The organism is Pseudogemmobacter hezensis (genome assembly GCF_013155295.1).
Lineage (GTDB): Bacteria > Pseudomonadota > Alphaproteobacteria > Rhodobacterales > Rhodobacteraceae > Pseudogemmobacter > Pseudogemmobacter hezensis.
Genome location: NZ_JABJXT010000003.1, coordinates 25,001 through 49,599, shown reverse-complemented (window position 1 = coordinate 49,599; position 24,599 = coordinate 25,001). Strand labels below are relative to the sequence as shown.

Here is a 24,599-nt window from a genome sequence, read left to right as displayed (position 1 = left end):
GTCACAGTGCGCAAATGCCGCATCCGGGCGGCGACGGCTTGCGACCTGTCAGCCAGATGCGCGGGCGGAGCTGCGATCGCTGCAGACAAACACCCCATCGCGGGTGCGCGCGCGCTTTGCTGCATACATCAGCTGATCGGCGCGATGCAGCAGGGTTTCGGCCGTGTCGCCAGGCTGCAGACTGGTCAGCCCGACCGAGGCCCCCAGCGTGATCTCTGCCTCGCCCAGCATGAAGGGCTGGAAAATCCGCTCAAACCGGGTGATCAGAGTGGCGTCGGACATGGCATTTTCAGGGCGCAGGATAAGGGCAAATTCATCGCCGCCGATCCGCGCCACAAAATCCGACTGCCGCCGATAGGATTTCATCCGCCCGCTGATGATCCGGATCGCCTCATCCCCGGCGGCATGGCCGCGCGTGTCATTGAGCTGTTTGAAGCCGTTGAAATCGACATAGGCCAGGATCAGGCTGCCGCCCGGCTGCGCCATATATTGCGCCAGCTGCCCCTCAAAAGCGCGGCGATTGGGCAGGCCGGACATCGGATCGGTCGAGGCCAGATCCAGAAGTTGCGAGATCTGGCGATATTGCTCTTTCACACGGCTGGAAATATCAACAATGATTTCAAGATCATAGTTGATCCCATCCACGATTGTTCGCTGACAGGTGATCAGCGTCGGCAGGATTGTTCCGTCAACATGGCGGATATTGACCTCTTCGCCGACATAGGCCCCCACCTCTTCCAGCGTCTGATGGCGGCGGATGAAATCCGGGGTCTGAATGGCGGCCGCATCGGTCAGCTGCACGCCGGAAATATCCTCCCATTTGTTGCCGGTCAGATCCAGATAGGCCTTATTGACCAGCAAATAGCGCGACGCATTGCCGTCACTGGTGCTGATCGACATGGCAATCGGCGCAAACTCGAACATTTTCAAAAGCATAGAGGACAGGATTTCCTTGGGGATCTCTGGCTCCCTGGGGATTTCCGCATCTGCGCCTGCATTCTGAACCATCGGGCCACATCCGTTTGAAAAGCCGCCATCGGCTGAAAAGCCGGATAACGCTAAATCACTGTCCTGTGCCGCAAATCCGCCCATCCCCCAGGGGGCGACAAAGCCCAGCCTCACCTTACTGCCTGGGCTGATAAGACCACAGAGTTCTTAATGCTTTGTCTAGATTGCAAAGCCCCGGCAGCTATCCGGCGCCATATTTGTCAGGCAGCGGGCGGATATGAAAATGCCCGGTCCGCGCATCCGAACCGGGCACAGGCATGGGTCTGCCAGAGGCTTATTCTCAGCCGCGCGGCCCGCTGAACATGCCTTCCAGCTCGGTCGAGTTGATCACGCGGCGCTCGCCGGCAAAGGCGTAGAAATCCGGCTTTTCATCATGGCTGATATCGGCGGCAAGGCGCAGCCCCTCGGTGCTGTCCAACACGCCGACCTGCAGCGAAATCATCCCCGTCATCGCCTCGGGGGCCAGATAGCGGGTCAGCACCGGGGTGCCGCAGATCCGGCAAAAGCACGAGACCTCGCGGTCAGAGACCTGGTAATTCACCAGGCTGCCCCAGCCTGAAAAGGCGGTGCTGGTCGCGCGCAGCATGATGGTCAGCGAAACCCCGCCAGAGCGGCGGCGCGAGGTGGCGTCATGATTGGCGAAGACCATCGAGACGGGCTGTTTGATCTTAAACGTCACCTTGCCGCAGAGGCAGCGCCCGGTGGCCAGGCCCTCGGCCCCTTCCTCAATCGGTTCGCGCAGCAGTTCCGGCAGTTTGTCGCGGTTCATGCCAGGGGTCATTCCCATATGGCGATAGGCCTCACCGGGTGCTGCAGCGGGCTGGCCAGAGGTCTCTGTCGCAGCGGAACCGCCACCGAAACCGAACGGACATTTGCTTTCAACCTGGTCTTTCATTTCCTGCTCCTGACAAACGTGCTGGGATGGGTCTGGCCTATGCTTCGGGCTCAGACCTTGCGAATGAACAAATTCCGCCGGGGGATGGGCACGACGGGTGTGACGGCGCCCGGGGGCAGCGCCGGAATGGCAGAGGACTTTGCCGCGCTTTGGCGGGCAGCGGCCAGCGCGCCATGCGATGCAGGCGGATCCGGCGGCGCGGGCATCTGATCCTGCGCCAGATCCTGCGCCAGTTCGAAATCCCAAAGCTCTTGCTCGGTTTCGACATCCAGCGCAGGCAGCCCCAAAAGCCGTGCCGCCATGTCAGAGGCCTTATCGGCCGAAACCTGCATTGAAATCAGCAAAAGCGCGACCAGGCGCGCGACCTCATGATGGTTGCCGCAGCGCAGGATCGCCGGGCTGCCGCCCGCCGCCATCCGCGCCCGCAGCAAAGCGATCCGGGCCCTGTCAGCCGCGAAATCACCTGTCGGGCCCGCATCAGGCAACCGCACCGCGGGCAGGCTGGTCGAGGTCAGGCCGGTCGAGGTCAGCGCCCCTGTGGCAGGCACTCCTGTGGCAGGCACTCCTGGCAGGCAGATCAACGCGCTGATCTCTGCCGCCCCGGGGACAACGCCCGGGGGCAGCGCGCCGTCAGCCTCCAGATCCAGCAAGAACAGCTTGCCGCCGCAAAGCGAGAGCAGCCGGTCATTGCCGCCGACAGGCTCGATCGTCAGATCAAAGGGCAGCTCGCGCATTTCCGCGCTGAGATGGTGGTCTGGCGTGCCGGGCTCGCGGGTGACCACCCAGCCCGAGCCGACAAATTGCCGCCCGGCATCGGTCTGCGGCGTCTCAAAAAACTGGCGGGCAGGCGTGAATTCCTGCATCCGCCCCCCGGCAACCAGCATGACGTGATCGGCATAATCACGCACCTCCTGCTGATTATGGCTGACCACCAGCAAGGCCCGCGAGCGGGCCATGATCGAAAGCCGCTCCATCACCCTTTCGCTGTCGGCGGGGGCAAGGTCGGCGGTGATTTCGTCAATGCAGATCAGCGCGGGGTTCGATTTCAGATGCAGGCTTAGCAAAGTGAACATCTGTTCAACGGTCTTTGCCTGGCGCTGCGCATAAAGAAGCGGGCGGTTGCGCCGCGTCAGTGGGGCAAAAAAGTAATCCGCCCGGCGATATTCGATCTTATAGATTGCAGGCTCTGCCCGCGCACAAAGCCATTTTATTAAAGAGGATTTTCCGGTTCCAACCGGCCCCATCAGGGCGGTCATCCCGGTTGCAGGCAAGGCAAAATCCAGCCCGTCAAAGATGATCCGGCCCTTTGCGCGGACACAGAGGCCCTCGACCACAAGGATCGGATCCGCCATCTCAGCCCCCGATCAACGGGCGAAACAGGCCTGCGCAAAGCAGTATCGGCCACTCGGTCGCGGGCAGGCCGCACCGCTGAGGCACATATTCGGCTACACAATTACCCATTACACAGATCCCGCCTGTGTCGGCCAGCGGTCATCCGCCGCCGACGGTCAGGCCCGCCCCGATCTGCGGGGCAGGCCTGGCCAGTTGCATCAGACAGCGCTGGTGACTGCGTCCAGCGACATGCGGGCCTTGGTAAGCACCATGCCGGGGTTTGCGCTTTTGCGGCAGACGAAGCAGGTCACGTGGCCGGGATAGCGCTTGGTGCGCATGAAAACGTGGATAAGGTTTTCCGAGAAGATCAGAAACTCATTGAAGTAATGGTTATCCGATTTGGTGCCGCGTGCTTTTTTGAAGATATTCTCAATTTGCACAACCGACGAGCCCTGGAAAAGATCAGCGGTCGCAGCGGCGAGGGTATCAAGCACCTCTTGCGGATGGGAGTCGACGGTGAAGATGCCCAGAAGCATCCCGGTTTCCATATCGACATAGCCGGAGGCGAGGCACTCGGGGATCGTTGACATGGCGTTTTGCAGAGCTTTGTCGAGTGACATTTTACTTCCTTTACCCTCTTAAAGACATAAGGGGTGTATAAAACCCACCCCAGGTAGTTTCCGGCCCGAAGTGGCGGTTAATGGCCTTTATCATGCCCAGGAGCCGCCTTCGGATTTCGATACAACTGAACCATTCAGAAGCATCTGTGAGAACTGCTCGAGAAATGACATCTGAGCGTCAGACTCGATCCAGTTTTTGTTTGCTGCCTTTATCAATCGGATCGCTGTGTCAAATTCCAGGCGATACCAAATCAGCATTGCGGCAAGCATTGTGCCGGTACGTCCCCGTCCGGCACGACAATGGAACGCAACACTGCCCCCATTTTCAATAATCCCGGCGACCTCGTCGCAAACTGCAACAGCCTGATCCATTTCAGGCGGCGCCATATCGGGAATTGGAACATAGACATTTCGCAGGCCGTGGCAGAGAAAATGCTCTTCGGGCATGCGCCACTCATCGGTCAGGGTGACAACTGTCGTCACCCCCATCCGGGAGATCGCGTCTGCATCATCATCAAATGCGCGCAAATAGCCTGGCTGTGGCATTCCGCCCAGCAAGCCACGCAACAGCCAGGTGAAATTGGCCGGCCCGAAATAGTCCGAAGGCGCCTCTGGCCTTTCCTGGGGCAGCTGCGGCACCCGTCCTATACCGAACAAATCAATCACTTAACACTGGCTCTGTTGGCTACTGGCTAACTTTGGGCTAAGCCCGCATCACCCCTGCGGGTGTGCGGGCAAAAAATTCGTTGCGATGATCTGCGCAATTGCGCAAACCCCTCAGCAAGCCTGAGTGAATCTTTTCACGAGGTTCAATTCAATGCCTGCCGTTATTATTATCTGATTGATACCCGTCTTTGCGCCTCTTTGCGGTCATTCAGACCATTCTCACCAAGAAGCTGCCCGAAGGCGGCAACAAGGCTGGGCGTTTGCCAGATATCGTACTGCTGTTTCAGTTGTTCCCAGATTTCTCGTATTCTGTCTACTTCGTTTTGGCGATTATTTTGGGAAATACCCACAGTGACACCAATATCACCCGCATCATCAACAACTTTTGGTTGATCTGAATCCGACTTAATATCACCATTGATTGCAATGACTGCATTATCAGCCGCTAATGAAGGGCGCAGCGCCGGATCAATCAGGCGATAGCTATTCAGATCAACGCGGCGCATTGCTTCTGAATCAGGCTTTTCAGTCACCGGCGTTTTGAGACGATAGCTGTTCAGATCAACCTTCGGCTTTGGCGCCCATCCAAGCGACAGATCATCGCCAGTGGTTTCCGGCGCAGGCCTTGCCACGGCTGCCTCATCCGGCTGTGGCGCGGCCTCTTTCTGGCTGAGAACCCCGGCCAGATCGGCCCCCGAAAGATCGCTTTCAGACGGAACCGTCGGGATCAGGCCGACCGGCAGTTCAACCACCGTCGGGCGGATCTCATGAATGGTCCCGCTTGCGGCGGCAGGCACGGCTTCAGCAATGATCGGCGCCCTATCCGCGACAGGTGCTGCCGCATCGGCCAGAGCAGTACCCAGCGTATAGCGTGCCATCAGGAAGCTGCGCTGCACCGAAACGCCCTCGACAATCTTCGACAGCATTTCCGAGAAATCCTGCGCGCCGCTGTCGGCCCAGCCCCCCGTGTCACCCGACTGGCGGGCCTTGATGGCATTGGTCAGCGAGATGAACATCCGGGCGTTGAACAGGCTTTGGGTCTCGCGCTCAAGCCGCCGCTCGATCTTGCGGCGATCCAGTTCCGAGGTGATCTTATCTTTGCGCGTTACCAGCAGAATAGAGGTCTGGCGCAGCCGTTTTGGCAGCGCCTCCCAGGCGCCGCGCTCGCTTTCGCGCCAGGCCTGGCCCGCATGGGTGCACCACATCACCGCATTCGCATAGCGGATGGTGCGGATCCAGTTTTCGACCTTGATATTCGGGTCTGAGATGCCGGGCGTGTCGATCAGATCGCAATGCTGCAGGATCTCGGCCTTGCAAAACAGCCGGATATAGCTGGTGTTCGCCAACGGGATCGAGGCCTGATCGCTCAGGTCCACCGGATGGTGATTGCCCGCATGGTCAACCAGATAGGGCTCGCCCTCGCCATAGCGCAGCCAGACCGGCGGCATGCGGGTGGCGGTGACCTGGGTCGGCAGAATATTCTGGCCGATCAGCAGATTCATCAGCGTCGATTTACCGGCACTGAATTCGCCCATCAGCGCGATAACCGGCTTGCGCATGCTCCAGTCGGCCAGTCGGTTCAGCTGTGCGGCCGAGACGAAACGTTCTCTGTCCTGCCCGTTTTCCATCAATACCCTCCCACCACTTTACGCAGTTCAAATGTGTCGCTGCCCTCGTCTTCGGACTGCGGCTCTTCCGGGGCTTCGGTCAGGCGGAAATTGCCCAGCACCCCGTTGATAATCGTTGTAAAATCGCGCGTATCGGTCGGATCGCCTGCGCCTGCGGCCTGATCGGCGTCATCCCCCGCGCCAGCGGCCGCATCATGCTCGACCGCCTGGCGCAGCAGATCCAGCACCGTCTCGCTTTGCTCGGCGAGGAATTCGTCGAACACGCGCCGCATCTCGCCGAACACTTCGGAAAGCTGGTTTTCTTTCAGATCCTGGATGACCGAGCCGATTTCGGCGTCGATCAGGTCACGATATTCGCCCGCCAGATTGGCCGGATCCTTGCGGCGCTGCCACCAGCGTTTCCACCAGTTGCCCCCCAGATCGACAGCGATGGTCTTGCCCAGCACGATTGGCGGCGGGGCCTTTGGCACCTGCGGCGGCTCGATATGGAAACCGTCGATCTCCAGGCCAAGCGTGCCGATATAGACCCCGCCCAGATCCGAGGATGCGCCAAAGAAGACCGATTCCACCTGTGCGCGGGCGCGGGCCGAAAAGCGGTCATAGGTGGTGCGCAACACCAGGCGCAGACCCGAGGAATTGAAGGTCCAGCTGTCGCCGCCATTGCCCTGACGCAGATGCTCGCCCAGAGCCTCTGTGGCGCGGTTCACATAGTCATCCTGCACCTGGGCCAGCGCCGGGGCCAGCTCATTCTCAAGCCGTGCCAGCGTCTCATCCAGCTTTTGCTTTGCGCGGGTGCCAAGATCCGCCAGCTCCTGGCGCAGCACCGCCGGATCCAGCTTTGCCAGCCGCCCGGCCGTATCACGCCCCGCCGCCAGCGCCTGACGCGCCGCCATGGCGCTGGTGATATTCGACAGCGCAGCGCGCACCGCCTCAAGGTGGCGGGCACCAGAGCGTTCGATGATCCGCTCATTGATCGTATGCATCAGCGCGGGCACGCCCGACAGGTGCCACAGATGGGCCATCTGATCGGCATCGGCGGCGATACCGCTATTGGCCGTCCAGTCATCCAGCGCGGCGCGGGCATCCTCATCCAGGCCCTCCAGGTCCCCCGATAGCGCCATTTCCGCCCAACGCGCCGAGCCGAAAACCACGCTGGCCCCCTTCAGGCGGCTGTAGGATTTCAGGGTCTGGGTAATGCTGTCACGGATCTCTGCCACCTGCGCCGATGGCTGGGCCAGCTCGTCGATGCGGTTCACAAACAGGATCACCTGGCGCGATTCATAATTCGAGATCAGCCGCACAAGCGCCAGATCGGTGGTGTTCAGCGCCTCATGAGCCGAAAGCACCACCACGCAGACCTTGGATCCGCGCAGCGCCTGAATGGTGATCTGTTCGCGCACAAGGAAAGTGTCGTTCACCCCGGGCGTGTCGCGGAACAGATAGGTGCCGGGAAGCTCAGGGCGATCCAGCCAGATATCGGCCGATTTGGTGATATCGGAGAAGCGGCCCTGCTGGCTTTTGGGGTTCAGCTCCAGCTCGTCGGGGTCACCAAGGCAGACATAGCGCTCGATCAGTTCACGGTCGACATAGCCGTATTTATGGGTCTTGCCTAAAAGCGCCTCAAAGCTCGAGGACAGGCGGCGACGCGCGGTGTCGCGCATCGTCTCGATCTGGGCGCGCAGCTTGTCGAGGTCCTCATCGGCCCCGGCCCGCCCGGCCAGCTCGCCGATACGGCCACCGCCGCGCACGATTTTATTCCATTCACCGTCGTCGAAAAACCGAAACTGCGCGCGGGTTTTAACGGTATTGCTGCGCGAATTGATATGCAGCGAGGTGACCACCGAGGTCCAGGGGTTCACATCCGATGGCAGCAGGCCGACATTGCCCGACAGCACATTGACCAGCGAGGTCTTACCCGCCTTCACCTGGCCCACCAGCGTGACCGAGGCCTCGAAGTTGTCGATCTTCTTTGCCAGCGCCGACAGCTTCTTGCCCATTGCCGGATCGGCCGTTTCGGCCTGTTCCGCAACCGTGTCGCGCAAAGTGTCCAGCGTGTGGAAAAACGGCCCGATCAGCTCTGACCCGTGGCGCAGCAAATAGCGGTTCTGCGCCCGATCCGTTTCCGGTGCCTCTTCAACAGCCCCTTCGGTCGCGCCGCCCCTGCTCGTCATCCCACCCGTCATAAACCATTTCTCCCTTTTGCAGGAGCACACAAAACGCGGCTCACATGCGAGCACGCCCTCGTCGGGCGCGTCCGCCGGTTCGTCACGAAAAGAGGATTGGTGACAGGGCTGTGCGATACTCGCGGTTGCCGAATTGTCTGGCGCTTAACTGCGCCGAAAAATCGTAACTGACACGAGACCCGACAGGGTCGTCACGGAATCATTCCTTCCGATGCGACTCAAATTGTTCTCAGTTTGTGGAAAATTTGTGGATCGAAGGTGGATTTTCGGTGACCGGCCTCAGATTTTCCGCTTTCGGCATTTGTGCCATTTGCAGCCTGCCGGGTGGGCAGCCGCGACAGGCCCGCAGGCAAAGTGAACTCAACCGGGCCGGTTGCCCCGCCGCCACCCGCCGAAACCTCGGCCAAAACCTCTGTCAGCGCCCCCGTCACGCCAACCCCCGTCACGCCAACCCCCGACAAAGCGCCCTTTGCCACCGCCACCCGGGACGGCGCGGCCAGGGATGAGGCCGGAAGCCCCGCTTCCTGCGGCGGCCCCAGGCCAGAGGCCCGCTCTGCCGGCTGCGTCAGCCCAGAGGCCGGGTTCGAAACGACATCCGGCACGACATCCATTGGCGAAACCTCTTCGCGCCAGGCCATCAGGCGCAAAGCCAGATCCGACCCGCCAATGCCCGCCCATGCCAAATCCGAACTGGCGGCCGCCTCCAGCGCCTGCCGCGACGCGCCCAGAAACATCACGTCGGGATAATAGCTGGCGGCTTCACAGCGAACCCGCTCGATGATCTTGTCGCGATCGACCTCATTGCGCAGCTTGTCGGCGCGGGAAATCACAATCAGGCCACGGGCCGGGCGGACTGCATGCAGCTCGTCCAGGATCCTGCGCTCGGTCAGCCGCCAGGCCTGCGAGCCGATGGTGACCCAGATCAGCGCGTCAGCGTTGCGAACCGTTTCAAGATCCTGCGCGGTTATTGCCTCGGCGGTGGTCAGCGGCATCTCGATCAGCTCGATCCCGTCGAGATGCGGCAGATCGGTTGCAACATGGATCAGGGCGGCATCACGCAATGCCTCAGGATCGGTGATCGGGGTCAGGGTCTCTTCATCCTGACGCCAGCAGCCGATCTCACCGCCGCCGCCCGTCACCACCACGCCGGGGCGGGTTGCCGCGCCCAGATTGTCGGGCAGCATCCGACCAAGCAAAAGCGTGTTCAGCAACGTCGACTTGCCAGAGCTGACCTCGCCGCAGACGACGACCTGCAGATCAATGCCCGGCTTGCGCGGGGCGCGTTCCGCCAAAGGCTGCCCAAGGCCCGGCGGCGCCGCCGGGACGGGATCGGCGTCTGCGGGATGATCCGCATCAAAATCAGCATCGGCCATCTGTTTGAACAGGGGAGGATCACACTCCATGGGTCCCCCTGCCTCAGGCTGCAACGGCACTGGCAACTTCGGATTGCGCCAGGGCACTTTCGACCGCCGACAGATTGATCAGGCGGCGCTCCAGCACCTCCATCTGGCTTTGCAGGCGATGCACGATCCGGCGACGGAAGTCGGCGTCATTCACCACCATCTCGAATTCGACCATGTCTTTCTTCAGGCGATGAACCCGCTCGTTCAGCGAGACCTCGAACATGCGCAGCATCACGCGGATCCGGTCGATCCCGGCGCTGGCGCGTTCGACCTGGGCCTCGTTGAAGGCCGCGAGGATCTTCTCCATCGGCGGGCGCAGCTCTTCGGCAGCGATCAGCCGCAGCGCGGCCAGGCTTTTCTCGAGGTTGATCGAGGATTTGCGCCAGAAGGCCCAGTTGCGATTGGCGATCAGATTGACCCGCATAGAGCGCTTGGCCAGCGTCAGCGTCGAGGCGAACTCATCATAGGGCAGATCGGAAAGGCTGATGCCCTCTGTCCGGTCCTGAAAGCGGTCTTTGATGGTCTGCTGGCAAGAAGACAGCCCATTGGACAGCACCACATCAGTCCCCGCCCGCGAGTTTTTCCAGGCAGCCGACAGCTCTTTTTCCATGATACGCTGCAGCGGCGACAGCTCGATATCCACCGCTTTCGCAGGCTCGCCCCGCAGCTTTCCGGACATGATCCGGGCCTCGAATTCGGGCTTTTGATCCTCGATAAAGCTTTCAATCGCGCCGATCATCCGGGTTTCCAGCCGCGACCAGGATTTGGTCAGCACTTTCTCGATCTGCGCCTCGGCGTTCTCGACATGGCCCTCCAGCTCGGTCTGCACTTTGCGGATGGCGTCGATTTCGGCCTGCAGATCCTCGATCGCCATATTAGCGACATCGCTGTTCACCGAACCGGCCTGGGTCTGCAGCGAGGCCCGCTCGCGGCGTGCCACGAACAGGGCGCCATTCAGCTCGGCCCGGATATCGGCCTTGATCTGAGCCATCTGGTGGCGACCCACCCCCTGGTCGATCACCTGCGACAGCGCCATTTTCACATCGCGCATGCCAGAGGCCAGCATCAGCCGCTCGCAGCGGTCATCGGGCAGATAGCCATAGCGCGAGTGGATATAACGGGCGAGACGGGTGTCATCCAGCGCGGCCCGATCTGCCTCGGCCTCGGGCCCGTCCTGCAGCGTCAGATCCGCCATCCAGGCCGATCCCGCGACGATGGTGAAATCAATGTCCGGGATCGCGCCGCACAGACGGCGGGTGACATCGTCGATCACCCGGGGCACATCACTGTCGTAGTCATCCAGCTCGTCGATGCGGTTCACAAAGACCAGAACGTCCTTGTTGTCCTGTTTCGCCAGGATGCGGATCAGCGCGATATCGACCTCGGTCAGCGGTTGATGCGCCGAGAGAACGATCACGAATACATCCGATTTATCAAGGCTGCGGCAGGTGAATTCGTCGCGCACCAGGAAGGGATCATTGACCCCGGGCGTGTCAGTGATGATGGTCGGCACTTGGAATTCGGGCAGGCGCATATAGACATTGGCCACCCGGGTCAGCATCGCGTAACGCCCGGCCGCATCGGTATCGGCCTCATCATCGGGCCCGGCGCAGACATAGCTTTTCAAGAGATCCGACGAGACATAATCATAGTCATGCACCGTGCCCAGGAGATCGGCATAGCGCTTGCCCAGACGGTTTTCAGCCCGCTGGCGCATCTCATCGCTTTGCTTGCGCAAAAGCTGGGTGTCAAAGCCCGGCAGCAGCTGTTCGGTCAGTTTGCGGATACGGCTGTCGCCATTGATAACCTCATCCCAGTCTTTCTGGCCGAAAAACTCAAACTTCGCGCCCATGATCGGGTCGCCGGGCATATTGACCCGGATATTGGTCACCACCGAGGTCCAGGGGTTCACATCCGAGGGCAGAAAGTCATGGCTGTAAAGGAAGGCGTTCAGAAATGTCGATTTCCCGGCCTTTACCTGGCCGATGACCGCAACCTTCGCCGCCCATGCATCCAGACGGTTGCGCAGATCACGAAAGGGCTGGCGCATCTCACGCCCAACGACCTTGTCGATGCCGTCGAGCGAGTCACGAAGGAAATTCAGTTCCTGGCGCTGGTTCGGTGCAATTTGCATAACAGGTCCTTACTCGTAAATCTCAGCTGAGAGGCCGTTGGGGGCGGCACCTCTGGCAAACGTATTACCAATACCACCGGCATTGCCGGGCCGTGTATCCGGATGGGCATCCAACCGGGCGATCAGCCGGTCAACCGCCGACAAAAGCGCGACCGGATCAGACCGATCCACTGTTTTACTCAACTCATTCCAAAGCTGACGGGCCACACCCTGGTCTGCCGTTCCCTGACCCGCCGCTCCCTGACCCGCTGCAGCCGCGCCAGCTGCCGCAGGTTGCGCTTCGATGCGGCTGCCTGCGGCGATCCCGGTTGCGGTCGGCGTCGCCTGACGATGGGGCCGGATGATGTGAAGCACCTTCGCGCCCGTCGCCTGCGGCTCATCCTCTGCGTCGCGGATCCGCGAAGAGGGCGTGTCGGCGCTCTCTTCGGGCCAGACAGCTGCATGCGAAGCCGCAGGCTGAACGGCCGCCCGAAGGGCAACCTCGGCGCGGGTCTGAACGGGTGTCTGAACGGGTGTCGGGGCCGGATTCTGGGCCAGTGTCTGGGTCGAATTTTGGGCCGGCATCCGGGTGGGGGGCTGCGCGGGCATTTGGGCGGGCGTTTGTGCAGGGGCCCGCATGCGAACCGGATTCGCCGCGGCGAACTGGCCGGTCAGCGGATTGGCCGCCCCTTCCAACCGCAGGCTGCCGCACAGATTGCGCAGATGCGCGCTGATGCGGTCAATATCGGTGCGATCCAGCAGGGACGCCATGATGAAGCTGTCGAAAAACGCCCCTGCCTCACGCTGAACCCGCTGCATAACGCGATCCGCCGTGCCCGCACCATTCAGCAGATCGGCATGGGTGACAACGATCGTCGCATTCTGACGCAGCCTTGCGGGCATCGCCTGCCAGACGGCCTTTTCGCTTTGCCGCCAGGCCTGGGTTGCATTGGTGCACCAGACCACCGCATCGGCATAGGTCAGCATGCGCTGCCAGGCCTCGGCGGACATATTCGGGTCGGAATTCCCGGGCGTGTCGATGATATCCATCCCCAGCAGCGAGGCCGCCGGGTTCGCCAGCACGCAATATTGCGTCTTTTCCAGATCGACCGAGATGAGATCGGCAATCGGCTCTGCCCGGCCCGAAAAGCCGACGCGGATCAGCGCGGGCTCGCCCTGCACCAGCCAGACCGGCGGCAGGGCCGTGGCGGTGACATTGGACGGCAGCACCTTTGCACCGATCAGCCCGGTGATCAGCTGGGTTTTACCGGCGCTGAACTCGCCCGCGATCAGGATGCGCGGTTTGCGCTGCACCGGATTGGGGCTGCGATCAGGCGCGGCGCCCGGGGCAGATGACGGGGTGGATGAGGAAGAGCGGCTCCAGGGCAGTCTCATGCCGACATTCTCCGGACGGTGGTACCGGTCAGGCGGGCCAGGCGATCATCGTCATCCTCTTCCATCGCCGGATCGGGGCCCTGCTCGCGCAGGCGTTCCAGAAGCGCCTCGCAAAAGCGGGTCTGATCCAGGGTAAAGGCGGTGACGATGTCACGCGTTGCGGCGATGGCCGGATCGAAGAAATCCGCCAGCAGATGGTCGATCAGCGGCTGAGTCTCATCAATGATCAGCGCCCGGTATTTCTTTTCGATCTTTTTGGCATTGCCAAAGCGCAGGAAACGCCCGGTCAGCCCGGTATCCCAGATGCGCTGCCACCAGATGCCGTTCAGATCCAGCGACAGGGTGCGGGCCAGAATGGTCGGGGCCGCGTGCTGCTTTTGCTCGGGGAAGTCGATGCTGGCGGCGTTCCGGAACACCCCCAGCTCGTTTTGCAAGACGTCCTGGACGCCGTCCAGCACCCCCTCAAAGGCCACTTCGCCCTCGCGGCGCAGTTTGGAACAGGCCGAAAGATAGGCGGTGCGCATCATCATCCGCAGCCCGGTCGGGTCGTGTTCCCAGGATCCGGTCTCGCCAAAGGCGGCGACATGCGATTGCAGCGCCTCGACGGCAGAGCCGACAAAGGTCTCCTGGGCGCGGGTCAGCCGCTCGCCCAGATGGCCGCGCAGCTCGGCCGCGGCGGTGTCAAAGGCGGCCATCACCCTTTCCAGCGAATCCGCCACCTTCATCAGCAGCTCTTCATTGCTGACGGTCAGCACAGCCATGCCCGCGTCGCGCAGACGGGCAGCGGAATCCACCGCCTCGCTCATCTCGACGATCAGCCGGATCTCGGATTCGATGTCTTTCAGGAAGGCGGCGCCCGGCCCCTCAACCACGCGCTGCACCAGCAGGCGGTGCAGCGCAGGCACGCCAGAGGCCTCAAACGCGGCATCGCGCAGCGCCACGGGGTCGGCGGTATTCAGGCCCGGCACCATATTGCACAGCGATTCCAGGCTGCGCCCGCCCAGCGTTCCCGTCTCTGACAGGGCGAAATTCGCCCAATAGCCAGAGCCGAACAGAATCGAGATATCCTGGTCCAGCCCCAGCCGCGCCAGGGTGTTGCGGATCGAGAGGCGGATCTTTTCCTTCTCTGCCTCTGGGTTGACCAGCTCGTCGATGCGGTTGACGAAGATCACCACCTCACGCGCCTCGACGGCACAGATGATGCGCAGGATCGCCACATCCATCGTCGACAGCGCCTGATGCGCCGACAGAACCACCACGCAGACCCGGCTGTCCTGGATCGCGTTCAGGGTGATCTGCTCGCGCATCATGAAAGTGTCATTGACGCCGGGCGTGTCGCGGATGCACAGCCCCGAGGGCAGACCCTCGGCATCGATGTAAAGATCGGCGGTCTTGGTGATATCGGCATAGACGCCGTCGCCGGACCCATCGGTCAGCTCGGACGGGTCGCCATAGCAGATATAGCGGTTGATGATGCTCTTATCGATCTCGGCATAGGTGTGGTTCGCCCCGATGATCTCAGAGAATTCCTTGCCAAGCCGCGCCTCGGTGGTGCGGCGCATCGCCACGACCTGATTGCGCACCTCATCGGCCTCGGCCTCAAAGCCGGCGCGGGTGGCCATCTCGCCAAGACGGCCGCCGGTGGCGACCAGACGGTCCCATTCATGCTGGTCGAAAAAGCGGAAAAGCGCCCGCGTCTTATAGGGGCGGTGACGGCTGTTCAGATGCAGCGCGGTAATCACCGAGGTCCAGGGGTTCACATCCGAGGGCAGCAGATCGGTCTCACCGATCAGCGCGTTGACCAGGGTGCTTTTCCCGGCCTTGATCTGCCCGATCACGCTGATCGAGGGTTCAAACGAACGGATCGCGTCAAGCACGCGCTCGATCGGCTCTTCCAGGAAGGCCAGCGAGGACTCGCGGAAGTTCTCGACAGCATTCTCCAGATCCGCCAGGCGCGTCCAATAGCGGTTCAGTTCTTCAAACCCCGCCCGGTGCTTCAGCCTGATGTTTCCCCTGGACATGAGGGCCCTCTCAACTTTGTGCGGCATTAAAGACTGCCTGCGTCATTCGTCACATTCTGTCGCCGGGCCGACCAAAGCCGACCCATGCAAATTTCCGGATCCGGCGTCTATTCCGGGTCCGGCAAGGGTTTTGTCATGCTGCCATTCTGGCAGCCGGGCACTCTGGCAATGGTGTCGCGCCCCGCCCGGTTACCTGATGCCTGCCCAGCCAAATCCCGCCCGACCAAATCCCGCCCGACCAAATCCTGCCCAGCCAAATCCCGCCCCGCGAAATCCTGACTGGCCAAATCCTGACTGGCCAAATCCTGACTGGCCAAATCCTGGCTGATTGCAGCAACCCGGCGCGAACGAAATGGCACAGCGAGGGCAATCCCCGCTGCCTCTGACTGCGCATCAACGCCGAAATCACGGCCTGCATCATCTCCGAAATATGGAAAACGGCCTGACACCCAAATGCCCTACTCATCACTCTACACCAGACAAGGATGTCTATTGTTTTTGTCTCAAATCGGGCAGGTTCGCGGTCGTTTTGGGACCTGCCCGCTTTTCAAAACCGGGAAGAATGCGGGGATTTTCCAGAAAATATAATGCGTTAGGAAAAGAAGCACGGCCATCAGGGCAGCACCTCTCTGCCTTCCATATGCCATGATTGACGGGAAAATATACTAGGGGTTGCAGGGGTGGAATTCACTCAACCCGCACTGTGCGAAATTCGGAAACAGCCTCGGCGCTGATCGGCGGTGATTCCCCGCTCTGCTCCGCCCTGCCCTGACCTGTCCTGTCCTGTCCTGCCCCGGCAGGTGCCCGAAAGACGGGCCCGCACCACAGCCATGCCCTGGGCACAAATGAAAACGGGCCCCGAAGGGCCCGTTTCGATCTTACTCGCCACCGCCGAGGCTGTGGACATACCAGCTGACCGCGCGGATATCGGCCTCAGACAGCCTGCCCGCCCAGTCGGGCATCACCCCGAAACGCGCATTGTTGACGCTATAGGTAATTGCCTGGCGCGAACCGCCATAAAGCCAGACCGCATCGGTCAGATCGGGCGCGCCCTGCTCGCGGTCGCCCTTGCCGTTTTCCATATGGCAAGAGGCGCAGTTATCCGCGAAGACGCCCGCCCCTGCCGCAGCCAGGGTCGCGTCATGCTCCTGGCCGGAAATGGCCAGCACATATTCCACCACCTCGCCGATCTGCGGCCGCTCAAGCAGCTGATCTTTGCCGAAGGCAGGCATCTGGCTATAGCGGGCATCCGGGTCGGTCGTGTTGCGAATACCATGGCTGACGGTCTGATGGATCGCCTCCATCGTGCCGCCCCAGAGCCAGTCGTCATCCAGCAGGTTCGGATAGCCAAGGCTTTGCACCCCTGCCGCACCCGCGCCGTGGCATTGCACGCAATTGGTGCGGAATACAGCCGCCCCGGCATTTTCCGCGAAAGCCGCAAGCTGCGGATCATTGCCGATTTCGTTCAGATCGGTATCGACCAGCTGCTGGCGGATGCCGGCATTGCTGGCCTCCCATGCGGCGATCTCGGCGGCGACATTGGTGCGCTCGTTATTGCCGATCACCCCCTGGGTTACCCCGGTGATCAGCGGCCAGGCCGGATAGGCGATCGTATAGCCAATGCCCCAGACGATGGTCGCATAGAACACCCAGACCCACCAGCGCGGCATCGGGTTGTCATATTCCTGGATGCCGTCCCAATCATGGCCGGTGGTCGGAACCTCATGTTCGACCTTTGTAATCTTCTTGGCGCACATGATTCACGCCTCCGTCCGCTGGCTGTTTCGGGGATCCGCCGGATCGCCCGCGGGGCGGTCCTCATTGCGGAAGATCGAGCTGGCAATCTCGTCATGGGTCTTGCGAGAGCCCGGGCGAAACGCCCAGAGCGCCACGCCGACAAACATCAGGAACATGAACAGAAGTCCCCAGCTGTCAGCCGCACTGCGCAGGAAAGTATAAAGTTCCATCGTCTTTCCTCCTCAGCGCAGCGGATCAGGGGTGAAGGTCGAGAAATCGACCATCGTGCCCAGAACCTGCATATAGGCGATCAGCGCATCCATCTCGGTGATCTTCGGCGAGCCGTCGAAGTTCCTGACATTCACCGCGCGACCAAAAGCGGCCTCGCCGTAACGCTCTTCGAGGCCCGAGCTATCGGCATCCGGGTTCGCCTGGGCCAGGAAATCGGCCTGAGCGTTCTCGATCATCTCGTCGGTATAGGGGATGCCGACGATACGGCTGGCCTTCAGCGAATCTGCGATGAACTTCCCGTCGATCACCTTGTTTTTCAGGAAGCCATAGGGCGGCATCAGGCTTTCGGGCACCACCTGTTTGGCGTCGGTGAAGTGATCCACATGCCATTCGTCCGAATAGCGCCCGCCGACCCGCGCCAGATCCGGCCCGGTGCGTTTCGAGCCCCATTGGAACGGCTTGTCATAGACCGACTCTGCCGCCAGCGAATAGTGCCCGTAGCGGGTGACCTCATCGCGCATCGGGCGGATCATCTGGCTGTGACAGCCATAGCAGCCCTCGTTCTTATAGACCTGCGCACCTGCCAGTTCCAAAGGCGTGTAGGGGCGCACCCCTTCCACCTTTTCAATCGTGTTCTCCAGATAGAAGAGCGGCACGATCTGCACGAGGCCCCCGATGGTAACGACCAGAAAGGCCAGCACCATCAACAGCGTAGCATGGGTTTCGATTTTCTTATGTTTGTCGAGAATGGACATTTGACCCTCGCTCACTCGGCCGGAATGGCGTTGTTGGCATTGACAGGTGCTTTCGCTTCCTGGCCGCGCACGGTCATCCAGAGGTTATAGCACATGATGATCGCGCCGCTCATGTAGAGAAGGCCGCCAATCGTGCGCACAACGTTCATCGGATATTTCGCGCCCACGGTGTCGGCGAATGCGTTGACGAGGAAGCCATTGGCGTCGACTTCGCGCCACATCAGGCCCTCCATGATCCCCGAGACCCAAAGCGCCGAGGCGTAAAGGACGATCCCGATCGTCGCCAGCCAGAAGTGCCAGGAGACAAGGCTCAGGCTGTAAAGGCCCGCACGGTTCCACAGCTTCGGCGTCAGATAGTAAAGCGCGCCGAAAGTGATCATGCCGTTCCAGCCAAGCGCGCCGGAATGAACGTGACCGATGGTCCAGTCGGTGTAATGCGACAGCGAGTTGACGGCCTTGATCGACATCATCGGGCCTTCAAAGGTGGCCATGCCGTAAAAGCCGATGGCGACAACCATCATCCGCAGCACCGGGTCGGTGCGCAGCTTGTCCCAGGCACCCGACAGCGTCATCAACCCGTTGATCATGCCGCCCCAGCTGGGCATCCACAGGATGATCGAGAAGACCATGCCAAGGGTCGAGGCCCATTCCGGCAGCGCGGTGTAATGCAGGTGGTGCGGACCGGCCCAGATATAAAGGAAGATCAGCGCCCAGAAGTGGATGATCGAGAGCTTGTAGCTATAGACCGGACGCTCGGCCTGTTTCGGCACGAAGTAATACATCATACCCAGGAAGCCTGCGGTCAGGAAGAAGCCCACCGCGTTATGGCCATACCACCACTGGATCATCGCATCCTGCACGCCGCCGGTGACCTGCACCGAATGCGAGCCGAAGATCGAGATCGGCACCGCCATATTGTTGATCAGATGCAGCATGGCGATGGTGATGATGAACGACAGGTAAAACCAGTTCGCCACATAGATATGCGGTTCTTTGCGGTTCATCACCGTGCCTGCGTAAACCGCCAGGAAGGCGACCCAGACGATGGTGATCCAGATGTCGATATGCCAGGCGGGTTCCGCGTATTCTTTGCCCTGGCTGCCACCGAGAACATAAGAGGTTGCCGCCAGGATGATCATCAGGTTCCAGCCCCAGAAGACGAACCAGGCCAGATTGCCGCCCCACAGCCGCGTGGCGCAGGTGCGCTGCACGACGTAGAACGCGGTGCAGATCAGCGCATTGCCGCCAAAGGCAAAGATCACGGCAGAGGTATGCAGCGGGCGCAGACGCCCGAAATTGCCGATCCCCTGAAGAAATTCAAAATTCAGCCAGGGCCAGGCCAGCTGGCTGGCGATAACCACGCCGACCAGAAAGCCCACCACGCCCCAAAAGGCGGTGGCGATCACGCCGGCGCGGACCACGCCATCCAGATACTCGTTTTTATTGATGATTTTCGGCTCACCCGCACCGCGCAGCACCACGATAAAGGTGATGGCAGCGGCCAGCATGACAGTGATCGCATTGACCTGATAGGCCAGATCACGCGCAAAATTGGCGGCGATTGCGGCCAGGACCGCAATCGCGCCAAGCGCGATCAGTTTGACGTAATCCCACATAAGGCGTTCCCTCGTCTTATAGTCCGGGACCGCGCCAGAGGCGATTCGTGCCTCTGGACGGACTCCCGGTTTCAACGCCTTGTCCTATAGTCACGATCACAGCGCCTTGATCTGCGTCAACAAGTCCCCCGGCTGATCTGTCGCAGCCACGCCCCGCTGATTTGACCTTTGTCAAAGCCAGCCGCGACAGGCACCGTTACCCTGGGTTGCAGCAAGACCCATAAGACGCCCATCCCGGACATCATGCAGGAGACGGAAAATGGCCTATAAATCATTGCTTACCATTGCCAGTTCCGAGGCCGGGCTTGCCCGCGCCGTCGATGCCAGCGCCGCCATCGCCCAGGAAATGGACGCCCATCTTGAGACGCTGGCGCTTGGGATTGACCGCTCGCAGCTGGGCTATGCCTATGTCGGCACCGGCGCGGTGATCATGCAAATCGCCATGGAGCGCGCCGGCGAAGAGGCCGCAGGCCATGAAAAGGCGCTGCGGGCCGCCCTGGCAAAACAGGGCCAGGATCTGCGCTGGTCGCTTGATTCGGCAGTCTGCCAGCTGGGTGCGCTAAGCGAGCTGGTCGGTGGCCGCGCCCGCTACAGCGACCTGGTGGTCCTGCCCCAGCCCTATGGTGAGGGGCGCGGCACCGAGGCCGAGGCCGTGCTTGAGGCCGCCCTCTTTGAGGGCATGGCCCCGGTGCTGGTGCTGCCGGAAAAAGGCGCGGTCAACCCGGCCCCGAAACGGATCGTGCTGGCCTGGAACCAAAGCCGCGAGGCGATGGTCGCCGCCCGCCGCGCCCTGCCCTTCCTGAAACGCGCCGAGCAGGTGGTGATCACCGTGGTCGATCCTTCGGCCTATGGCACCGAACGCTCTGACCCCGGTGGCAATCTGTGCCAGCTGCTGGTGCGCCACGGCGTGCGGGCCGAGGTCTCGGTGCTGGCGAAAACCCTGCCCCGCGTCTCTGAGGTGCTGGCGCGGCAATGCCAGGACATCGGTGCCGATATGATGGTGATGGGGGCCTACGGCCATTCGCGCTTTCGTGAGGCGCTTCTGGGCGGCGCGACCCGCAATATGCTGGAAGGGGCCGAAGTGCCTGTTTTCATGGCGCATTAAGCGCGGGCAAGAACAAATCAGGCGGGCGGCGCAGGGCCGCCCGCGTTGTATTTAGCGCATTTACCGCCGCTCGCCTGCGGCCGGATAGACGCCCAGGATATTCAGCTCGGTGGTGAAATAGCCCAGCTCTTCCAGGGCGCGGGCCAGGGCCGGGTCTTCGGGATGGCCCTCGACATCGGCGTAGAAGGCGGTCGCGGTGAAATGGCCGCCGACCATATAGCTTTCCAGCTTGGTCATGTTCACGCCATTGGTGGCAAAACCGCCAAGCGCTTTGTAAAGCGCCGCCGGGATGTTCCTGACCTGGAAGGTGAAGGTCGTGACCATTTTCTCAGAACGGCGCGAATGGTCAGGCTCGCGGCTCATCACCAGAAAGCGGGTGGTGTTGTTCGCGTGATCCTCAATGTGGCGGGCCAGCACGTCCAGCCCGTAGATCCCCGCCGCCAGCTCACTGGCAAGGGCGGCGTGGGCGGGGTCATTGGCCTCGGCGGCCTCACGGGCGGCTTTGGCGTTGTCCGAGCTGATCACGCCCCGGATATTGTGCTTTTTCAGAAATCCCGCGCATTGCGGCAGGATTACCACATGGCCATGCGCCTCGCGCACGTCTTCCACCTTCGCGCCCCTGGCCCCCAGAAGGTTCACATGCACCCGCACGAAAGTCTCGTCGATGATATGCAGGCCGGAATTGGGCAGCAGGCTGTGCACATCGGCCACACGCCCATAGGTAGAGTTCTCAACCGCCAGCATTCCCAGCTCTGCCCGCCCGTCACGGACAGATTCGACCACCTCTTCGAAAGTGCCGCAGGGCAGCACATCCATGCCGGGGCGCGATTGGGCGCAGGCCTGATGCGAATAGGCGCCAGGCTCTCCCTGGAAGGCGATCAGACCGGAAACCGGGCCTTTGGGCGTGGCGGACATGGCATGAACTCCTGAAAAATCGCGGGTTTCGCGCCTCAGAGGCGATTGGTCGCGCTCCTACACCTTGCAAGACAGGCAGGGAAGCGGGTAATAGCCGATGAGACGACCAAGGGATGCGTTCGACATGTTCGACACAATGACGATGACCAAGGCGACCGGGGCTGTATGCGGGGCACTTCTGGTGCTGATGCTGGGCGGCTGGGCTGCGTCTGCGCTTTATGACACCACTCCGCATGGCGGCGGCCATGGCGAAGAGGTGGCGCAGGCCTATACAATCGACACCGGCGCGGCAGCTGCCAGCGACGAGCCTGAAGAGGCCGTCGATTACGTTGCCCTGATGGCTGCGGCAGATCCGGCCAAGGGTGAGAAAGTATTCAACAAGTGCAAAGCCTGCCACAAGCTGGACGGCGTTGACGGCACGGGCCCCCACCTGAACGGCGTGGTTGAGCGCCCGATCGCCAGCGTTGGCGGATTTGGCTATTCCACCACCATGGCTGAACATGCGGGGACGCCCTGGACGGTGGAAAACCTGGACCACTTCCTGCGGGCTCCGAAAAGCTTTGCCGCGAATACCAAAATGTCCTTCGCTGGCCTGCCCAAGCAAGATGAGCGTATCAACCTGATCGCCTATCTCGCAACGATCCAGTAATCGCGGATCCGGCGATCGCGCCGCCAGCGGATGCAGGCAGCACGGGAAGAGGGCACTCCCTCACATCCCTGGATTGCTGATCGCGCGCGATGGCGGCGCAAGGGGCTGAGACCCCAGGCAAAAGCGAAAATATTGATCAGGCCGCGCCCGTTTTGCGCGGCCTTTTTGCGTTCATCGCGCAAAGGTCACGCATTCGCGCCTTTCCCCCCGGCGCGCATGGCTTTAGCATCAAAACCCACTAGGGACAAAAACCGGGGGATCGAATGGTGGCTGCGGCAAAGCGCGATGGTGCAATGAACCGGATCAGGGTTGCAGAGATGCCCCGGTCAGAGGTGCGGCAGATCGCCCTGCAGCCAGAGTGCGCCACCCGGCCCATGCGCAATGCGCTGACGGCGGGCGCGCTTTTGACGGGCGGCTTTGCACTGTGCCTGCTGGCCGCCGCCCCGCTGCGGGCTGAAACCACCGGGGCCGCGGAAGGTGGCGCAGAAGCCGTCTCAGAAGCCGTCATCGTCTCGCATGGGATCGCCACATTCAACGCCGACCCGCTGAAACATGCCGCAGACATGACCCATCTGCCCTATGTGAACCCCGATGCGCCCAAGGGGGGCCAGATCAGCCTGCAGGCGGTGCTGGATGGCTACGATTCGATGAACCCCTTCTCGGTCAAGGGACGCGCGGCCCAGGGGGCCTCGATCATGCTGGAAACCATCCTGACCGGCACTGCCGATGAGATCGGTACCTCTTACTGCTTTATGTGCACCACGCTGGAATATCCCGAAGACCGCGCCTGGGTGATTTTCAATCTTCGTGATGATGTGCGCTTTTCCGACGGCTCGCCGATGACGGCCGAGGATGTGGCTTTCTCCTACAATATCTTCCTGACCAAGGGTCTGGCCGAATTCCGCCCCCAGCTTGAGGCTCAGGTCGAGAAGGTCGAGGTGCTGGATCCGCTGCGGGTGAAGTTCACCTTCCGCGAGGGCGTGCCGACCCGCGATCTGCCCGCGATGGTGGGCGGCCTGCCCGTGCTGTCAAAAGCCGATTACGAGGCGAAGGGCATGGATCTTGAGGAAAGCTCGCTGACGCCTTTCCTGGGCACCGGGGCCTATGTGCCGCAGCCGCTGACCAGCCCGACCTGGGTCGCCTATCGGCGCAACCCCGATTACTGGGCCCAGGATCTGCCTTTCGGCAAGGGCATGAACAATTACGATGTGATCCGCTACGAATATTTCGGCGAATCCAACGCCGCATTTGAGGGGTTCAAGGGCGGCGCCTATACCTTCCGCCAGGAGAATATCGCCCGCCAATGGGCCGAAGGCTACAATTTCGCCGCCGTGACCAGCGGCGCGGTCAAACTGGAAGAATTGCCGAAAGAGGGCGTCTCGAACGGCCAGTCATGGGTCTTCAACCTGCGGCGTGAGAAATGGCAGGATCCCCGCGTGCGCGAGGCGGTCTCGATCCTGTTCAATTACGAATGGAGCAACAGCACGCTGTTTTATGACAGCTACAGCCGGATCAACTCCTTCTGGGAAAACTCCTGGCTGGCGGCCGAGGGTGCGCCCTCGGCGGAAGAGCTGGCGATCCTGCAGCCCCTGGTCGATGAGGGCCTGCTGGACGCCGCGATCCTGACCGACGCCCCCTATAGCCAGCCCGTCTCGCGTGCCGAACGGCAGATGGACCGCGCCGCGCTGCGCCGGGCCTCAGACCTGCTGGACGCCGCCGGATGGGAGCCTGGCGCAGATGGCATTCGCCGCAATGCCAAAGGCGAGGTGCTGAAGCTGGAAATCCTCGATGATGGCCCCGGCCTCGACAAGGTGATCGCGCCTTTGGTCGAGAACCTGCGGGCAGCCGGGATTGATGCCAGCCTCAATATCATCGATTCCGCGCAATATGAGGTGCGCACCCGCAACCCGGAATATGATTTCGACGTGACCAGCACCTTCTTCATGTTCGGCTACTTCCCGGGATCCGAACTGAAACAATGGCTTGGCTCGACCGAGGCGGATGTCTCGGTGCGCAATCTGGCCGGGCTGAAGGATCCGGCGGTGGATCGGCTGATCGAGGTGATCATGGCGGCAGATTCCCATGACGAGATCACCACCTCGGTTCACGCGATGGACCGGGTGCTGCGGGCAAAGAAATTCCGCATCCCGATGTGGCACAAGCCCGGAACCTGGGCCGCCTATTACGACATGTATGAGCACCCCGCCGAGCTGCCGCCCTATGCCACCGGCGAGCTGAGCTGGTGGTGGGTCAACCCGGAAAAAGAGGCGGCGCTGAAAGCCAGCGGCGCGCTGCGCCAGTAACCCCGCCCTTCACGACCGCACAAA

The 24,599-nt window shown here is 61.5% G+C and carries 20 protein-coding genes; 3 read left to right on the top strand and 17 right to left on the bottom strand.

Annotation, left to right across the window (positions count from 1 at the left end; translation table 11 throughout):
* Positions 1-48 precede the first annotated feature (48 nt).
* From HOY34_RS04125 to ccoN, 16 genes are all read right to left on the bottom strand, one after another.
* The gene (locus tag HOY34_RS04125) at positions 49-1,008 is read right to left on the bottom strand and encodes a GGDEF domain-containing protein (RefSeq protein WP_172360121.1); all 960 of its coding nucleotides are present in this window, start codon (positions 1,006-1,008) and stop codon (positions 49-51) included.
* Between the two features lie 280 nt (positions 1,009-1,288).
* Positions 1,289-1,903, bottom strand: coding sequence for a GFA family protein (locus tag HOY34_RS04120; protein ID WP_172360119.1), 615 nt, complete (start codon positions 1,901-1,903; stop codon positions 1,289-1,291).
* A gap of 50 nt (positions 1,904-1,953) precedes the next feature.
* Positions 1,954-3,255 carry an ATP-binding cassette domain-containing protein gene (locus HOY34_RS04115; protein ID WP_172360117.1) on the bottom strand — a complete coding sequence of 434 codons (1,302 nt, stop codon included), beginning with the start codon at positions 3,253-3,255 and terminating at the stop codon, positions 1,954-1,956.
* Positions 3,256-3,453: 198 nt separating this feature from the next.
* Positions 3,454-3,855 carry a hypothetical protein gene (locus tag HOY34_RS04110; RefSeq protein ID WP_172360115.1) on the bottom strand — a complete coding sequence of 134 codons (402 nt, stop codon included), beginning with the start codon at positions 3,853-3,855 and terminating at the stop codon, positions 3,454-3,456.
* Positions 3,856-3,945: 90 nt separating this feature from the next.
* Positions 3,946-4,521, bottom strand: coding sequence for a protein-tyrosine phosphatase family protein (locus tag HOY34_RS04105; RefSeq protein WP_172360113.1), 576 nt, complete (start codon positions 4,519-4,521; stop codon positions 3,946-3,948).
* 167 nt (positions 4,522-4,688) lie between these two features.
* On the bottom strand, positions 4,689-6,149 hold the full coding sequence (locus tag HOY34_RS04100; RefSeq protein WP_172360111.1) for a dynamin family protein: 1,461 nt from the start codon (positions 6,147-6,149) through the stop codon (positions 4,689-4,691).
* On the bottom strand, positions 6,149-8,320 hold the full coding sequence (locus tag HOY34_RS04095) for a dynamin family protein (RefSeq protein ID WP_172360109.1): 2,172 nt from the start codon (positions 8,318-8,320) through the stop codon (positions 6,149-6,151). The genes HOY34_RS04100 and HOY34_RS04095 overlap by 1 nt, the downstream gene beginning before the upstream one ends.
* A gap of 230 nt (positions 8,321-8,550) precedes the next feature.
* A complete protein-coding gene (locus HOY34_RS04090; protein WP_172360107.1) occupies positions 8,551-9,705 on the bottom strand; it encodes a dynamin family protein in 1,155 nt (384 codons plus the stop codon).
* A 43-nt stretch (positions 9,706-9,748) separates the two neighbouring features.
* Positions 9,749-11,869: a dynamin family protein gene (locus HOY34_RS04085; RefSeq protein WP_172360105.1), complete on the bottom strand. Its 2,121-nt coding sequence runs from the start codon at positions 11,867-11,869 to the stop codon at positions 9,749-9,751.
* Positions 11,870-11,878: 9 nt separating this feature from the next.
* Entirely contained in the window at positions 11,879-13,243 is a 1,365-nt protein-coding gene (locus HOY34_RS04080; protein WP_172360103.1) for a P-loop NTPase family protein, read from the bottom strand.
* The gene (locus HOY34_RS04075; RefSeq protein WP_172360101.1) at positions 13,240-15,264 is read right to left on the bottom strand and encodes a dynamin family protein; all 2,025 of its coding nucleotides are present in this window, start codon (positions 15,262-15,264) and stop codon (positions 13,240-13,242) included. Before HOY34_RS04075 ends, HOY34_RS04080 begins: the two co-directional genes overlap by 4 nt.
* Before the next feature lie 107 nt (positions 15,265-15,371).
* On the bottom strand, positions 15,372-15,713 hold the full coding sequence (locus tag HOY34_RS04070; RefSeq protein WP_172360099.1) for a hypothetical protein: 342 nt from the start codon (positions 15,711-15,713) through the stop codon (positions 15,372-15,374).
* A 429-nt stretch (positions 15,714-16,142) separates the two neighbouring features.
* Complete coding sequence (gene ccoP, locus HOY34_RS04065; protein WP_172360097.1) at positions 16,143-17,021, bottom strand: cytochrome-c oxidase, cbb3-type subunit III; 879 nt, start codon at positions 17,019-17,021, stop codon at positions 16,143-16,145.
* Positions 17,022-17,024: 3 nt separating this feature from the next.
* Complete coding sequence (locus HOY34_RS04060) at positions 17,025-17,231, bottom strand: cbb3-type cytochrome c oxidase subunit 3 (RefSeq protein ID WP_172360095.1); 207 nt, start codon at positions 17,229-17,231, stop codon at positions 17,025-17,027.
* A 12-nt stretch (positions 17,232-17,243) separates the two neighbouring features.
* The gene (gene ccoO / locus HOY34_RS04055) at positions 17,244-17,987 is read right to left on the bottom strand and encodes a cytochrome-c oxidase, cbb3-type subunit II (protein ID WP_172360093.1); all 744 of its coding nucleotides are present in this window, start codon (positions 17,985-17,987) and stop codon (positions 17,244-17,246) included.
* 11 nt (positions 17,988-17,998) lie between these two features.
* The gene (gene ccoN / locus HOY34_RS04050; RefSeq protein WP_172360091.1) at positions 17,999-19,603 is read right to left on the bottom strand and encodes a cytochrome-c oxidase, cbb3-type subunit I; all 1,605 of its coding nucleotides are present in this window, start codon (positions 19,601-19,603) and stop codon (positions 17,999-18,001) included.
* A 259-nt stretch (positions 19,604-19,862) separates the two neighbouring features.
* On the opposite strand from ccoN, the gene HOY34_RS04045 reads away from it, so the two are divergent.
* Positions 19,863-20,708 carry a universal stress protein gene (locus HOY34_RS04045; protein WP_172360089.1) on the top strand — a complete coding sequence of 282 codons (846 nt, stop codon included), beginning with the start codon at positions 19,863-19,865 and terminating at the stop codon, positions 20,706-20,708.
* Positions 20,709-20,768: 60 nt separating this feature from the next.
* Here HOY34_RS04045 and HOY34_RS04040 read toward each other — a convergent pair whose 3' ends face one another.
* Positions 20,769-21,623, bottom strand: a complete 855-nt coding sequence (locus tag HOY34_RS04040) for a prephenate dehydratase (RefSeq protein ID WP_172360087.1) — start codon at positions 21,621-21,623, stop codon at positions 20,769-20,771.
* Positions 21,624-21,747: 124 nt separating this feature from the next.
* Between HOY34_RS04040 and HOY34_RS04035 the strand changes: the two genes are divergently transcribed.
* Positions 21,748-22,272 carry a c-type cytochrome gene (locus tag HOY34_RS04035; protein ID WP_172360085.1) on the top strand — a complete coding sequence of 175 codons (525 nt, stop codon included), beginning with the start codon at positions 21,748-21,750 and terminating at the stop codon, positions 22,270-22,272.
* 263 nt (positions 22,273-22,535) lie between these two features.
* The gene (locus HOY34_RS04030) at positions 22,536-24,575 is read left to right on the top strand and encodes an extracellular solute-binding protein (protein WP_253944203.1); all 2,040 of its coding nucleotides are present in this window, start codon (positions 22,536-22,538) and stop codon (positions 24,573-24,575) included.
* Positions 24,576-24,599: the final 24 nt, after the last annotated feature.

Bases quoted from the DNA above. Each gene is read 5' to 3' on its own strand.
- HOY34_RS04125 (WP_172360121.1), bottom strand. From the start codon at position 1,008: ATGGTTCAGAATGCAGGCGCAGATGCGGAAATCCCCAGGGAGCCAGAG.
- HOY34_RS04120 (WP_172360119.1), bottom strand. From the start codon at position 1,903: ATGAAAGACCAGGTTGAAAGCAAATGTCCGTTCGGTTTCGGTGGCGGT.
- HOY34_RS04115 (WP_172360117.1), bottom strand. From the start codon at position 3,255: ATGGCGGATCCGATCCTTGTGGTCGAGGGCCTCTGTGTCCGCGCAAAG.
- HOY34_RS04110 (WP_172360115.1), bottom strand. From the start codon at position 3,855: ATGTCACTCGACAAAGCTCTGCAAAACGCCATGTCAACGATCCCCGAG.
- HOY34_RS04100 (WP_172360111.1), bottom strand. From the start codon at position 6,149: ATGGAAAACGGGCAGGACAGAGAACGTTTCGTCTCGGCCGCACAGCTG.
- HOY34_RS04095 (WP_172360109.1), bottom strand. From the start codon at position 8,320: ATGACGAGCAGGGGCGGCGCGACCGAAGGGGCTGTTGAAGAGGCACCG.
- HOY34_RS04090 (WP_172360107.1), bottom strand. From the start codon at position 9,705: ATGGCCGATGCTGATTTTGATGCGGATCATCCCGCAGACGCCGATCCC.
- HOY34_RS04085 (WP_172360105.1), bottom strand. From the start codon at position 11,869: ATGCAAATTGCACCGAACCAGCGCCAGGAACTGAATTTCCTTCGTGAC.
- HOY34_RS04080 (WP_172360103.1), bottom strand. From the start codon at position 13,243: ATGAGACTGCCCTGGAGCCGCTCTTCCTCATCCACCCCGTCATCTGCC.
- HOY34_RS04075 (WP_172360101.1), bottom strand. From the start codon at position 15,264: ATGTCCAGGGGAAACATCAGGCTGAAGCACCGGGCGGGGTTTGAAGAA.
- ccoP (WP_172360097.1), bottom strand. From the start codon at position 17,021: ATGTGCGCCAAGAAGATTACAAAGGTCGAACATGAGGTTCCGACCACC.
- HOY34_RS04060 (WP_172360095.1), bottom strand. From the start codon at position 17,231: ATGGAACTTTATACTTTCCTGCGCAGTGCGGCTGACAGCTGGGGACTT.
- ccoO (WP_172360093.1), bottom strand. From the start codon at position 17,987: ATGTCCATTCTCGACAAACATAAGAAAATCGAAACCCATGCTACGCTG.
- ccoN (WP_172360091.1), bottom strand. From the start codon at position 19,603: ATGTGGGATTACGTCAAACTGATCGCGCTTGGCGCGATTGCGGTCCTG.
- HOY34_RS04045 (WP_172360089.1), top strand. From the start codon at position 19,863: ATGGCCTATAAATCATTGCTTACCATTGCCAGTTCCGAGGCCGGGCTT.
- HOY34_RS04040 (WP_172360087.1), bottom strand. From the start codon at position 21,623: ATGTCCGCCACGCCCAAAGGCCCGGTTTCCGGTCTGATCGCCTTCCAG.
- HOY34_RS04035 (WP_172360085.1), top strand. From the start codon at position 21,748: ATGTTCGACACAATGACGATGACCAAGGCGACCGGGGCTGTATGCGGG.
- HOY34_RS04030 (WP_253944203.1), top strand. From the start codon at position 22,536: ATGGTGGCTGCGGCAAAGCGCGATGGTGCAATGAACCGGATCAGGGTT.